The 11,857-nt window shown below is 67.9% G+C and carries 14 protein-coding genes and 1 pseudogene; 8 read left to right on the top strand and 7 right to left on the bottom strand.

The features are described from left to right. The 3 genes from RMO40_RS09080 to phnG form a co-directional block, all read right to left on the bottom strand. On the bottom strand, positions 1 to 132 hold a 132-nt coding region (locus RMO40_RS09080; protein ID WP_309719378.1), incomplete at its 3' end, for a carbon-phosphorus lyase complex subunit PhnI. Further along, the gene (phnH, locus tag RMO40_RS09075) at positions 132 to 749 is read right to left on the bottom strand and encodes a phosphonate C-P lyase system protein PhnH (RefSeq protein ID WP_309719375.1); all 618 of its coding nucleotides are present in this window, start codon (positions 747 to 749) and stop codon (positions 132 to 134) included. The genes phnH and RMO40_RS09080, both read right to left, overlap by 1 nt. Further along, positions 746 to 1,225 carry a phosphonate C-P lyase system protein PhnG gene (gene phnG / locus RMO40_RS09070; protein WP_309719372.1) on the bottom strand — a complete coding sequence of 160 codons (480 nt, stop codon included), beginning with the start codon at positions 1,223 to 1,225 and terminating at the stop codon, positions 746 to 748. Before phnG ends, phnH begins: the two co-directional genes overlap by 4 nt. 67 nt (positions 1,226 to 1,292) lie before the next feature. Here phnG and phnF point away from each other — a divergent pair, with 67 nt between their 5' ends. Genes phnF through RMO40_RS09045 form a run of 5 tightly spaced genes read left to right on the top strand, consistent with a single transcriptional unit; the run spans position 1,293 to position 5,864 of the window. Further along, on the top strand, positions 1,293 to 2,048 hold the full coding sequence (gene phnF, locus RMO40_RS09065) for a phosphonate metabolism transcriptional regulator PhnF (protein WP_309719369.1): 756 nt from the start codon (positions 1,293 to 1,295) through the stop codon (positions 2,046 to 2,048). Beyond that, positions 2,048 to 2,722 carry a DUF1045 domain-containing protein gene (locus RMO40_RS09060; protein WP_309719366.1) on the top strand — a complete coding sequence of 225 codons (675 nt, stop codon included), beginning with the start codon at positions 2,048 to 2,050 and terminating at the stop codon, positions 2,720 to 2,722. The genes phnF and RMO40_RS09060 overlap by 1 nt, the downstream gene beginning before the upstream one ends. Continuing rightward, entirely contained in the window at positions 2,719 to 3,294 is a 576-nt protein-coding gene (gene phnN, locus RMO40_RS09055; protein ID WP_309719359.1) for a phosphonate metabolism protein/1,5-bisphosphokinase (PRPP-forming) PhnN, read from the top strand. Before RMO40_RS09060 ends, phnN begins: the two co-directional genes overlap by 4 nt. A gap of 46 nt (positions 3,295 to 3,340) precedes the next feature. Continuing rightward, a complete protein-coding gene (locus RMO40_RS09050) occupies positions 3,341 to 4,615 on the top strand; it encodes a GTP cyclohydrolase II (protein ID WP_309719357.1) in 1,275 nt (424 codons plus the stop codon). Between the two features lie 4 nt (positions 4,616 to 4,619). Then, positions 4,620 to 5,864, top strand: coding sequence for a DUF1688 family protein (locus RMO40_RS09045; RefSeq protein WP_309719354.1), 1,245 nt, complete (start codon positions 4,620 to 4,622; stop codon positions 5,862 to 5,864). Between the two features lie 24 nt (positions 5,865 to 5,888). On the opposite strand, the gene RMO40_RS09040 is transcribed toward RMO40_RS09045, so the two are convergent. The 3 genes from RMO40_RS09040 to RMO40_RS09030 are packed head-to-tail and all read right to left on the bottom strand — an operon-like array spanning position 5,889 to position 8,740. Then, entirely contained in the window at positions 5,889 to 6,629 is a 741-nt protein-coding gene (locus RMO40_RS09040; protein ID WP_309719351.1) for a transporter substrate-binding domain-containing protein, read from the bottom strand. A gap of 16 nt (positions 6,630 to 6,645) precedes the next feature. Further along, a complete protein-coding gene (locus tag RMO40_RS09035) occupies positions 6,646 to 7,992 on the bottom strand; it encodes a diguanylate cyclase domain-containing protein (protein ID WP_309719347.1) in 1,347 nt (448 codons plus the stop codon). Then, a complete protein-coding gene (locus RMO40_RS09030; protein WP_309719344.1) occupies positions 7,964 to 8,740 on the bottom strand; it encodes a transporter substrate-binding domain-containing protein in 777 nt (258 codons plus the stop codon). The genes RMO40_RS09035 and RMO40_RS09030 overlap by 29 nt, the downstream gene beginning before the upstream one ends. Before the next feature lie 195 nt (positions 8,741 to 8,935). On the opposite strand from RMO40_RS09030, the gene upp reads away from it, so the two are divergent. Together upp and RMO40_RS09020 are read left to right on the top strand one after the other, a co-directional pair. Beyond that, a complete protein-coding gene (gene upp / locus RMO40_RS09025) occupies positions 8,936 to 9,568 on the top strand; it encodes a uracil phosphoribosyltransferase (RefSeq protein WP_309719341.1) in 633 nt (210 codons plus the stop codon). A 26-nt stretch (positions 9,569 to 9,594) separates the two neighbouring features. Beyond that, on the top strand, positions 9,595 to 10,704 hold the full coding sequence (locus RMO40_RS09020; RefSeq protein WP_309719338.1) for a zinc-binding dehydrogenase: 1,110 nt from the start codon (positions 9,595 to 9,597) through the stop codon (positions 10,702 to 10,704). 38 nt (positions 10,705 to 10,742) lie between these two features. On the opposite strand, the gene RMO40_RS09015 is transcribed toward RMO40_RS09020, so the two are convergent. Then, positions 10,743 to 11,501, bottom strand: coding sequence for a trypsin-like peptidase domain-containing protein (locus tag RMO40_RS09015; RefSeq protein ID WP_309719336.1), 759 nt, complete (start codon positions 11,499 to 11,501; stop codon positions 10,743 to 10,745). 141 nt (positions 11,502 to 11,642) lie between these two features. Between RMO40_RS09015 and RMO40_RS09010 the strand changes: the two are divergent. Continuing rightward, positions 11,643 to 11,857, top strand: a pseudogene (locus RMO40_RS09010) (transglutaminase family protein); the annotation flags it as partial.

Below are 11,857 nucleotides of genomic sequence, written 5' to 3'. Positions count from 1 at the left end.
CAAGAGACCCAGCTGCTCGCGGATCTGCGCCACCTCCAGCTCACGCACGGCGAGGTCGCCGCGGCGCGCGCTGGCCAGCAGCCGGCGCGAGGCTTCGATGGCGGCTTCTCCGCCCTTGACGGCGATGTACATCAGGTGCCTTCGATGGTGATGAGCGTGGAGCGCGGCACGCCGACCAGCTGCGAGCCGCACACCAGCAGCAGGTCGACGCCGCGCGGGAACAGCCGCTGCATTGCAATGCGCTGCTGCCAGAAGGCGATCGGCAGGCCGCACCAACCCATGTGCTGTTCATGCGCGATGCCCGGGCCGGTGAGGCGCAAGCGCGCACCGCGTTCGAGCGCCAGGCTGCCGGTGTCGACGATCAGCGTGCTGCCTTGTTGGGGCACCTCGTCGCTGCCCAGGCGCAGGCCATCGAGCGACGCGTGTGGGGAGCGGGTGGCGACAAAGTCTGCCTGCGCCGCATCGTCCTCGCGTTGCACGCCGGTGTGAAAGCGGCAGTACATCCAGGCCGCGTCGCTCGTCAGCGGCTCGGCGAGGTGCAGCGAGGTTTCGGTGTCGAGCAAGGTGAGCAGCAGCGCGGTGAGGCCGCGCGACAGGGGCACGGGGGCCTGCAGGCCGTCGCTGGCCCCCAGCGTCTGCAGGCGGCCGGGGCGCGACAAGGCCTCGAGCACGCTGCGAAACACCGACTGCGCGCCGTGCGTGGCATCGGCAAAGCCGTGCGGCATGTGGGTCAGCAGGTCGGCGCTCATGCCGTGATCTCGGATTGCAAGGTGTAGAAGCTCACGCGGCTCGCTGCATCGCGAGCCTGCTCTTGCGCCAGCGTCGCTTCGCGCTGCGCGCGCAGCGGGTGGATCACCTCTGCCAGCAGCTGCTCATGCAGCGTGGGCTGCTGCAACAGCGCGTCGAGCTGCGCCACCCAGCGTGCACGTTGTTCGTCGCGCCCCAGCACATGCCCCACCCCCGCCGTGGCGTGGCCGTCCACCGACACGCGGGCGATGCAGCGGGTCAGCGTCACCTCGCCCAGGTTGAAGCGGTCGCCGCGGTTGGCGATGCGTGCGCGCACCAGGGCCAGGCCGATCTCGGGCTCGCGCAGCCAGTCGAAGGCCTGGCCGAGGGCGCAGCGTTGGGCATGCTCGGCCAGCGCGGCGCGGGGCGCATGCGCCAGCACCGACAGCCAGGCCTGGCGCTGCGCAGTAGAGTGGGTTGGATCGGTCGGGTTGGTCATGCGAATGTCATCTAGATGACTGTAGGATCGCAGCCAGTATCGAACAAGCCCGTGACAGATTCTTGACATGACACTCAACGCCTCTTCTTTCCCGGCCGAAGCCGCCGACACCCCCGCGCCGACTCGCCGTTGGGAAAGCATCGCCGCCGTGCTGCGCCAAGACATCACCGCAGGCCGCCTGCGCCCCGGTGAGCGCCTGCCCAACGAGGCGGCGCTGGCCGCGCGTTTCGAGGTCAACCGCCACACGCTGCGCCAGGCGGTGCAGGCCCTGGCGCGCGACGGCTTCGTGCGTGTCGCGCAGGGCAGCGGCACCTTCGTGCGCGAGCTGGTGCTCGACTACGCCTTGCAGCGCCGCACGCGCTTGTCGCAAAACCTCGCGGCCGTGGGCGAAACCGCGCAGCGCGAGTTGCTGGCGCACGAGCAGCTGCGCGGCAGCGAGTGGGCGCGTGACCTGGGTGTCAGCGCACGCGCCAACCTGCAACTCATGTACACCCGCGCTGCGGTGCGCGGCCGCCCGGTCAACCTGGCGACCTCGGCCTACCCCTTGCCCCGCCTGGCCGGCATGGTGGAGGCATTCACTGAAACAGGCAGCATCACCGCCGCCTTCCAAAGGCTGGGCGTGGCCGACTACACCCGCGCCCGCAGCGTGGTCTCGTGCCGCCTGCCCACTGTTACCGAGGCCGACGCGCTGGCGCGGCCGGCCACCCAGCCGGTGCTGGTGGTGCGCTATGTGAATGTGGACGCGCAGGGTGTGCCGGTCGAAGCCGGTTGCACCTTGTTTGCGTCGGATGCGGTGCAGCTCACGGTGCAGCACGACGAATGATGAGCACACGTTACGCCGTCTACTACATGCCTGCGCCCTCGCATGCGCTGTGGCACGCGGGCTGCGACTGGTTGCAGCGCGACCCGTCGTCCGATGAGGCGCGGCGGCCGACGCGCGCGCACGTGGGCGAGCCTTGGCGCTACGGCTTTCACGCCACGCTGAAAGCCCCCCTGCGCCTGGCGCCGGGCTGCAGCGAAGCCGGCCTGCGCGACGCCGTGGCGCAGCTGGCGCAACGCACGCCACGTTTTGTGATGCCGGCCTTGTCGGTGCAGTGGATGAGCGACTTCCTGGCGCTGCAGCCGCTGGCGCCGCTGCCGGCCACCCACCCGCTGCACCGCCTGGCCGACGCCTGCGTCACCGAGCTCGATGCCTGGCGCGCCGAGCCCACGGCCGATGAGCTGCAACGCCGCCTGGCCACGCCGATGAGCGCCGAGCAGCGCGCGCTGCTGCAACGCCACGGCTACCCGCATGTGCTCGGCCAGTGGCGTTTTCACATGACGCTGAGCAACAGCCTGCCGCCCGATGCGAGCCTGCGCGACGAGCTGCAGCAGGCCGCACAGCAGCACTTCGCCGCCGCCCTGCGCGAGCCGCTCGAATGCGACGCGCTGAGAGTGTTCGTCGAGCCCGCACCGGGCCTGCCCTTCAGGCTGTTGCACCGCTACCCACTCGCATGACACATCTGCCGAGCATTCCCCACAGCGAACGCCTGATCGTGGTGGTCGGCCCGTCGGGTGTCGGCAAAGACAGCGTGCTGCAAGCCTGGGCCGGCTTGCGCAGCGCGAGCGGCCCGCAGATTCATCAAGCCCAGCGCGTCATCACGAGGCCGGCCGACGGTGGCGCCGAGCAGCACGAGGCGGTGAGCGCCGAAGACTTTGTGGCGCTGCAAACCACCGGCGCGCTCGCCACCACCTGGCAGGCCCACGGCCTGAGTTACGGCGTGCGGCACCTCGCCTTCGCGCCGCTGGCCGCAGGCGACTGGGTGGTGCTCAACAGCTCGCGCGCCCACCTGCCCACCCTGCGCCAGCAGGCCCCTGGGCTGAGCGTGGTCGAGATCACCGCGCCGCCCGCCGTGCTGGCGCAGCGCCTGCTCGGGCGAGGGCGCGAAGACGAGGCGGCCGTCAGCGCCCGAATGCAACGCCACACACCGGCTGTGCAGGCCGACCTGACCCTCGTGAACGACTCCTCACTCCATGAGGTGGCCCAAGCCTTGCAGCGGTGGTGGACGGCGCGACAAGCCCTGCCATGACGGCGTATGCTCATTCGCGTCGTCCACCCACGAAGGAGCGACCTTGATGAGCACCGAGAAGCCGGGCGAAGCCAAAGTCAACACCAAGCACATTCGCCTCACCTCTCACCCCGGTCAACAGGGCGTGAGCGGCGCACCCAACATCCGCTGGGGCGCGGCCGATCCGCAGGAGCGTGGCCCCGTGGTGGGCACCACCACCAACCGCAGCCAACGCAATGTGGTCGGCACGCACAGCGGCAGCTACGGCATCTACCGTGCGCTGGCGGTGGCCGCCGGCAACCTGACCAAGGGCCACCGCGCCGACCTGACCAACACCTCGCCCACCACGCCCATCGGCCCCTACCCGCAGTGGGGTGACCCGCACCGCATCGTCTCGCTCGACCCCTGGGGTGCGATCGTCGGCGAGGTGTTTGCCGACCACCTGGCGCAGGGCTACGACATCCGCCCGACCATCGCCGTGACGCAGGCCCACGTGCACCTGCCCGAGATCAAGCAGGCCATCGCTTTTCAGCGCCTGAAGCCTGATGGCAAGTACCTGCTCGAAGACTCGTCCGCCATGGTCACCAAGATCGCCATCGAACCGGTGTGGTGGATCGAAGGGGTGGCCAAGCGGTTCAACGTGAGCGAGGCCGACCTGCGGCGTGTGATGTTCGAAGAGACCGGCGGCATGTACCCCGAGCTGGTGACGCGCAGCGACATCGGCATCTTCTTGCCGCCCATCGGCGGGCAGACGCTCTACATTTTTGGCTCCCCCGCCGACCTGGCCGACCCGAGCGTCACGCTCACCGCGCGTGTGCACGATGAATGCAACGGCTCCGATGTGTTCGGCTCCGACATCTGCACCTGCCGCCCCTATCTCACGCACGCCATCGAAGAGTGTGTGAGGGGCGCGCAACAGGGCGGCGTGGGCCTGATCGCCTACTCGCGCAAAGAGGGCCGCGCGCTCGGCGAGGTCACCAAGTTCCTGGTCTACAACGCGCGCAAGCGCCAGGTGGGCGGCGACAGCGCCGACAAATATTTCCTGCGCACCGAGTGTGTGGCCGGCGTGCAAGACATGCGCTTCCAGGAGCTGATGCCCGACGTGCTGCACTGGCTGGGTGTGAAGAAGATCCACCGCCTGGTCAGCATGAGCAACGACAAATACGACGCCATCACCGGCAGCGGCATCGAGGTCGGCGAGCGGGTGAAGATCCCCGACGAGCTGGTGCCGGCCGATGCGAAGGTGGAGATCGAAGCCAAGATCGCGGCGGGTTATTTCACCGACGGCAGCGTGCCCGACGATGTGAAGCTTGCAGCCACGAAAGGGCGCGACCTCGCGTGAAGGCATGACCGCAGACCCACGAAACCTGACCGCTCCGCTGCGCTCCACGGCAACGATCCGCGAACGCTGCGGCAACATCCTGCGTGCGGTGGACGAAGGCCGCTCGCGTCACTTCACCCTCAACCGCGCGCAGCTCGATGAAGTGGCACGCCGCATCGAACACGTCACGCGGCAAAACTACCCCGACCTGCGCATCCCGTACCACAGCCGCTGGCGGCATTTCGAGACCGGTGGTGTCGACCGCAAGGCCGAGCTCGATGCCCGGCTTGCAGGCATCGACCCCGCCGCACAGGCGCGTGCGCGCATCGACCTCACGCTGGTGAGCGTGTTGCTCGATGCCGGCGCCGGCCCGCAGTGGCGTTATGCCGAAGCCGAGAGCGGCCAGACCTTGAGCCGCTCCGAAGGCCTGGGTGTCGCGAGTTTCCGTGCCTTCATGCAAGGGCAGTTTTCATCCGATGCGGCTGACCCGCATCGGGTCGATGCCGAGGCGCTGCGGCGCATCGACGCGGCCACGCTGGCGCAGATGTTCCAGGTGCGAAGCGACAACCCGCTGGTCGGGCTCGACGGCCGGGTGGCCCTGTTGCAGCGCCTGGGCCAGACCCTGCGTGCGCAGCCCGAGGTGTTTGGCGCCGACGGCCGCCCGGGGGGCCTGTTCGACACACTCACCCTCCCCGGCCCGACGGACAACAGCCCCCTGCGCCTCGCCGCGCCACGTGTGCTGCAGGCGCTGCTCGACCACCTGAGCCCCATCTGGCTCACCGGCAGCGAGCTGCAGGGCATGCCCTTGGGCGACTGCTGGCCGCACCCGCTGGCCGGTGGCACCGGGCTCACCGCGGGCTGGGTGCCGTTCCACAAGCTGAGCCAGTGGTTGACCTACTCGCTGCTGGAGCCGTTCGAGTGGGCCGGCATCACGCTCACCGACATCGACGGCCTGACCGGCCTGCCCGAGTACCGCAACGGCGGCTTGTTGATCGACGCACGCGTCATCGTGCCGAAAGACCCGACCTTTGCCGCCCGCAGTTACACGGCGGGCGACGAAGCCATCGTCGAATGGCGTGCGCTCACCGTGGCACTCATCGACGAGCTGGCGCCGCTGGTGCGTGCACGTTTGAACAAGTCGAGCGACGAGATGCCGCTCGCCTGCATCCTCGAAGGCGGCACCTGGGCCGCCGGCCGCGAGATCGCCAAGAGCCTGCGCGAAGGCGGCAGCCCGCCGCTCAAGATCGAGAGCGACGGAACGGTGTTCTGAGCACCGGGCGGGCGCGAGAGACCGTCAACGCTTGGCGGCCATCAGCTTGGCCACACTGCCGCTGGCCTTGAGCTTGTCGAATGCGGCGCGGGTGCGGGCCACCACCTCGTCGGAGGTGGGTTTGCTGTAGGCCATCCAGATGCCGACCGAAAGCTCGTCGAGCGCGTACACCTTCTCCAGCCGGGTGCAGTCGAAACCGGTTTCTTCGCAGAGCTGGGCGGCCCCTGGTTCGGACAAGGCAGCCAGCTGCACCTGTCCGTTGGTGAGCTGCCTGAAGTTGTCTCCGACCTGCGATGACACCACCAGCTTGGTAAAGCCCTTGGCCTGCAAAAACTGGTGCCGCACGTCGTTGCGCATCACGCCCACGGTGTAGGCCTTGGCGTCCTCGAGGCTGCGCAGCGCAATGCCCGCCTGCCCGCGCAGCTTGTAGAGAAAGTATTCGACGCGGATGAACTCGCCCACCCACTTGAACTGCGGCTCGCGCTCCGGCGTGCGTGCGATCAGGTAAATGAGCACGTTGGGTTCTTGCAGCGCGATGTCGTAGGCACGGGCCCAGGGGTACATGGCGAGGCTGTAGTCGAGGCCGGCCCGCTTGAGCGTGGCCTCGACGATCTCGTTGGCCGGGCCGGCCGGTTTGCCGTTGTCAAGCCGGCTGTAGGAGGAGGTTTCGGTCACGCCCTTGATGGTTTGCGCGGGCGCCACCGCGCAGGCCAGCGACAGGGCCAGCGAGGTGAACGAGCGAAGAGCGAGCGAGCGGATGGTCATCGGGTCTCCTTCAGCGTCAGCCGGCGACCCGGTTGCGCCCCTGGTTCTTGGCGAGGTACAGGGCCTTGTCGGCCTGGTGGAGCAAGGTCTCGAAACGGTCCATGGTCTCGGGATCGAACTGCGCAATGCCGATGCTGATGGTCACGTGGTCGCCCACCGGCGAGTCGGCATGGGCGAGCGACAGCGCTCGCAACCGTTCTTGCAGGCGCTGCGCTGCGGCGCGTGCGCGCACCACATCGGCCCCCGGCAGCAGCACAGCGAACTCCTCGCCGCCGATGCGCGCCGTGAGCTCGCCGGCGCGGGAGAAGGTCTGCTTCAGGGCTTCGGCCACCGCTTGCAGGCAGCGGTCGCCCTCGGCGTGGCCGTAGGTGTCGTTGTAGCGCTTGAAAAAATCGACGTCGCACAGCAGCACCGACAGGGGCTGGTTCAGGCGCTGGGCGCGGCGGAATTCGGTGTCCTTCACTTCGTCGAAGTGGCGGCGGTTGGACAAGCCGGTGAGCGAATCGCTGCGCGACAGCTCTTGCAGCATGGCATTGGCGGAGCGCAGTTCGGCCGTCTGCTCGTCCACCAACTCGGCCAGGCGGTCGCGGTGGGCGGTGAGTTCATGCTCGTCGCGGCGCTGACGCGAAAGGTACTCCGACAGGTTGCTCTGCAGGTGGTTGACGCCCGCCTCCAGCAAGCTCAGCTCATCGCGGTGCGTGACGCGGCGGTCCAGCGCCAGGCGCTGGTCCAGCGTGGCGGGGGTGAGCTCGTCCAGGTGGCGGGCGATGCGCTGCACATGCACCGTCACCGCCCCATTGAAGAGCCACATGATCAGCGCCGCCAGCAGCGCCGACTGAATGACCTGCGTCACCACGATGCCGGCCACCTCGCCGCGCAGCCGCGTCCAGAGCACGCGTTCGTCGCCTTCAAGCCTGAGCTCGCCGACGTTCTCGCTGGCGCCCGGATAGGGCGCGAAGGTCAGCACGCGCTGCAGCGAGGGCGCGCGTGACGAAACGGCGTGGGCGGCTTGGCCGCCCTCGATGATTTCGGGCGCGCGGCCGGCGCGGCCGATGCGAAGCTCGATGCGGCCCACCGGGCTCACCCGCGAGACGATGTTCACGTGGCTCTGCAGTTCCTCGCGGTCCATCTCCCAGATGGCCTTGGCCAAGGTGCGCTGGAACACCTTGTCGATGAGGGCGAGTTCGGCCGTCATCGCGGCCAGGTTGGACTGCCAGGCCGACCAGGTGCGCACCGCCACGGCGGCGAGCGTGAAGACCAGGCTGAAGGCCAGTGTGCCCAGCACCAGCCGGCGCCCCAGCGAGCGCGGCGGCGCGGGCGCTACGACCTCGTCGTCAGAGCCACTTTTTCTGGAGGCTGTCATAGGTGCCGTTTTTCTTGATCGTCTCCAGCGCCTTGCGGAAACGATCGACCACGGCATCGGGGGTTTTCAGGCTGAAGGCCAGGTCGAGCCCGCCGGTGCTGCCCAGGTCGTTGAGAGGCAGGGCGTGCACCAGCACCTGGGCCGGGTCGTCGCCCGCCTGGCGCACCAGGTACATGGCGTTCAACTCGTTGGCCACCCACAGGTCGACGCGGCCGAGCTTCAGCTTTTCGTAGTTGATCTCGTATTTGCTGCTCGACTGCAGGTTCTTGCCGAGGGCAAAGCCCTTGCCCACCAGGTACTGCTCGCCCGCGTCTTCATTCACGGTGGCGATCTGGTGGCTGCGGGCGTCGTCGAGTTTCTTGATCTTGACGTTCTTGTCGGCCCGGCTGAACAGATACCAGTTCGTCGGCGCGATCACGCCCACCCACTTGAACAGCTTCTCGCGTTGCGGGGTGCGCGTGATCGAGTAGATCATCACGTTTTCAGTGTTCAGCGCGATGTCGTAGGCGCGGGCCCAGGGCATCGACTGGATGGGGGCCTGCACCCCCGCTTCTTTCAGAACCGCGCGCACGACCTCGGTGCTCAGCCCGGTGATCTGCCCGTTCTGGGTCATGTTGTAGGGCGGCAGCTCTTCGGTGACGATGCGCAGCTGCTCGTCGGCCGCCGCAGCATTCAGCGACAGGCAGGCCAGGCCCGCGAGCATCCACGCTCGGGCGGCTTGTCGGCAGGTGGTCACGGTCCGGTTCATGTGCGTGTCGGGGCAGCGTGGAAGGTGGAATGCCAAGGGCGGTCAGCCGGGTGCACACCGCACGTCTGGCTTGTTGACCCTTTCGTTTTCGGCAGCGCAGCGGCAGGACTTGATGCCTGAAATGCCAGAAGCTTGGCAAAAATGCCGCTTATTGCATGCCGAGCCGATATGCTGATGAGCCAAGGAGAGAGACCCATGACCGCGTCCGTCCACCACATCACCCACCCGCTGATCCAGCACAAGCTCACGCTGATGCGCGAGAAGGACCGCAGCACCAACAGCTTTCGGCGCCTGCTGGGCGAGATCAGCATGCTGATGGCCTACGAGGTCACGCGCGACATGCCGACCCAGCTGATCGACATCGAGACCCCGCTCGAGAAGATGCGCAGCCCGGTGATCGACGGCAAGAAGACGGTGTTCGTCATCATCATGCGCGCCGGTGCGGGCTTTCTCGACGGCATGCTCAACGTGGTGCCCGGTGCGCGCATTGGCCACATCGGCCTGTACCGCGACCCCAAGACGCTGGTGGCGGTGGAGTACTACTTCAAGATGCCGGCCGACATGCACGAGCGCGACGCCATCGTGCTCGACCCGATGCTCGCGACAGGCAACTCGGCCGTGGCGGCGGTCGACCGGCTGAAGGAGACCAAGCCGAAGTCGATCCGCTTCGTCTGCCTGCTGGCCGCGCCGGAAGGGCTGAAGCACTTCACCGAATCCCACCCCGACGTGCCGGTCTACACCGCCGCCATCGACCGCGAGCTCAACGAGCACGGCTACATCGTGCCGGGGCTGGGTGATGCGGGCGATCGCTTGTTCGGCACCAAATAATCAGATCAAACAAAGGAGACACCTTAATGAGCATCACCGCACGCGCCGTGGTCTGCCGGGCCGTCAACGGCCCCATCACGGTCGAACAGCTCCAGGTCAAGGTGCCCGGCCACAACGAGGTGCTGATCAAGATGGCCGCCTGCGGCGTGTGCCACAGCGACCTGTCGGCCGCCAACGGCACCATCCAGATGCCGATGCCCGTGGTGCTCGGGCACGAGGGCGCCGGTGTGGTGTCGGCCGTGGGCACGGGGGTGACCGAGTTTGCAGTGGGCGACGCGGTGCTCAGCTCCTTCGTCGGCATGTGCGGGCGCTGCCGCTACTGCGCGACCGGGCGCCCGCAGCTGTGTGACCAGCCGGCGCGGGCCGCGTTGGCCGCACCCGGCGCCGAGCCGCGCTTTCGCGACGCGAGTGGCGCCGGCCTGGGGGTGTTTGCGGCCTGCGGCGTGATGGCCGAATACGCCACGCTGCACACCGACAGCGTGGTCAAGATCGACAAGAACATGCCGCTCGACAAGGCCTGCCTGGTGAGCTGCGGTGTGATGACCGGCGTGGGCGCGGCCATCAACACCGCGCAGGTGCAGCCGGGCTCGATCTGCGTGGTGTTCGGTTGTGGCGGTGTGGGCCTGTCGGCCCTGCAGGGCTGCCGCATCGCGGGCGCGGCGATGATCGTGGCGGTCGACACCTCCGACCTCAAGCTGCAGATGGCCACCGACTTCGGTGCCACCCACACGCTCAACGCCAAGAGCGTGGAAGACGTGGTCAAGGCGGTGATGAAGCTCACCGGCGGCGGTGCCGACTACGCGTTTGAATGTGTGGGCGCCGGTGCGGTGGTGGCGCAGGCGGTGAACGTGCTGGCCAAGGGCGGCACGGCGGTGGCGGTGGGTGTGGCCGCGTTGGCCGACACCGCGAGCGTGCGGCCCTTGTTGCTGACCGCCATGGAGCGCACGCTCAAGGGCAGCTACTTCGGCTCGGCCCGGCCGCGTGAAGACTTCCCGCGCCTCATCAAGATGTACCGCTCGGGCCAGCTCAAGCTCGACGAGCTGATCACCCGCACCTACACCGTCGACGAAGCGCCGCAGGCCTTCGACGACCTGGCGCAAGGGCGCAATGCGCGCGGCGTGATCCTGTTCGGGTGATCGTTCGCGCGCGGGCAGGTCACTGCTTCTTGATCCGCTCAAGCCTCCGGTTCGGCCGCGCTGGCCACGGGCTCGGTGAGCGTCATCAGGATGTCGGCGTACCAGGCGCAGTTGAGGCCGAGCGACTCGTCTTCGCGGCGGTCGCGTGTGCGCATGTCCATGCGTGACGAGTGCACGCCCAGCAGCTTCCAGTGCAGCTCATCGGTCTCGGCCTCATGGCCCGATGCGCGCATCACCACCGGCGCGCCGCTGGTGCCACGGTGGGTGCGGGCATCGGTGAGGAAAAACCCCTGCCCCTGAAAGCGCAGCCCGAACGACGACGCGATCACCGCCTGGCGCACCACCGGCAAGTGGTGCAGCGTGTCGTGAAAGCCGAGCGGAAAGCCGACGATCAGCAAGGCGGTGCCGACCTCGACCTCGTCGAACGAGTCCACCAGGTGGTCGGGCGTGAACGCGCGCAGCTCCACGCCGTCGGGCAAGGCCTCGCGGTCGAGCTCGATCACCGCCACGTCGATCTCGCCGGACGGGTCGCGGCCTTGTCGCCAGATGCTCTTGCCCTCGCGGTAAAGCAGCACCGACAGGCCGATCGAGCGTGCAAGGTTGGCCGCATCGGTGTGCAGCTCGATCTCGACGCGGTTGGGAAAGTGCTTGCTCGGCTTGTCGATCAGCACGTGGCGGCTGGTGACGAGGAACAGGCGTTCGTCGCGCGCAAAAAAGAAGCTGCTCGCTCGTGTGAGCAGCTGCGTGCCGTTGAAGGTGGAGATTTGCGCGGCGGTGAGCAACAGGGGTTCGATCATGGCCTCGATCTATACCATCTTTCGACGGCGCGACTCTTGCTGTGGACAGGGCACGACACGGGCGCGGCGGGCCATCGGCGCGCATACTGGCGCACACCTGCAACCCAGAGCGCTTTGCCGCGTCGCAAAGGAGCCCCTCACATGATCCGCATCGAGTTGCACGTTGAGCTGACCTATGAAATCGACCAGAACGGTGCCGATTTTGTCTTCAACATCCACGCCGCCCACACACCGCGGCAGAAGATCTCGTCAGAGAGCCTGGTGCTGAGCCAGCCGATCACGCCGCAGATTCACACCGACCCGGTCACCGGCAACCGCTACATGCGCTTGCACGGCCTGCAGCAGGATGGCGTTGA

The sequence above is a fragment of the Rhizobacter sp. genome (assembly GCF_031412075.1).
Taxonomy (GTDB): domain Bacteria; phylum Pseudomonadota; class Gammaproteobacteria; order Burkholderiales; family Burkholderiaceae_C; genus Rhizobacter.
This window is presented reverse-complemented; position numbering and strand designations above follow the sequence as displayed.

Coding starts and splice junctions, on each gene's coding strand:
- RMO40_RS09020 (WP_309719338.1), top strand. CDS start 9,595: ATGAGCATCACCGCACGCGCCGTGGTCTGCCGGGCCGTCAACGGCCCC.
- phnF (WP_309719369.1), top strand. CDS start 1,293: ATGACACTCAACGCCTCTTCTTTCCCGGCCGAAGCCGCCGACACCCCC.
- phnG (WP_309719372.1), bottom strand. CDS start 1,225: ATGACCAACCCGACCGATCCAACCCACTCTACTGCGCAGCGCCAGGCC.
- RMO40_RS09045 (WP_309719354.1), top strand. CDS start 4,620: ATGACCGCAGACCCACGAAACCTGACCGCTCCGCTGCGCTCCACGGCA.
- RMO40_RS09050 (WP_309719357.1), top strand. CDS start 3,341: ATGAGCACCGAGAAGCCGGGCGAAGCCAAAGTCAACACCAAGCACATT.
- upp (WP_309719341.1), top strand. CDS start 8,936: ATGACCGCGTCCGTCCACCACATCACCCACCCGCTGATCCAGCACAAG.
- RMO40_RS09035 (WP_309719347.1), bottom strand. CDS start 7,992: ATGACAGCCTCCAGAAAAAGTGGCTCTGACGACGAGGTCGTAGCGCCC.
- RMO40_RS09015 (WP_309719336.1), bottom strand. CDS start 11,501: ATGATCGAACCCCTGTTGCTCACCGCCGCGCAAATCTCCACCTTCAAC.
- phnH (WP_309719375.1), bottom strand. CDS start 749: ATGAGCGCCGACCTGCTGACCCACATGCCGCACGGCTTTGCCGATGCC.
- RMO40_RS09060 (WP_309719366.1), top strand. CDS start 2,048: ATGAGCACACGTTACGCCGTCTACTACATGCCTGCGCCCTCGCATGCG.
- RMO40_RS09030 (WP_309719344.1), bottom strand. CDS start 8,740: ATGAACCGGACCGTGACCACCTGCCGACAAGCCGCCCGAGCGTGGATG.
- RMO40_RS09040 (WP_309719351.1), bottom strand. CDS start 6,629: ATGACCATCCGCTCGCTCGCTCTTCGCTCGTTCACCTCGCTGGCCCTG.
- phnN (WP_309719359.1), top strand. CDS start 2,719: ATGACACATCTGCCGAGCATTCCCCACAGCGAACGCCTGATCGTGGTG.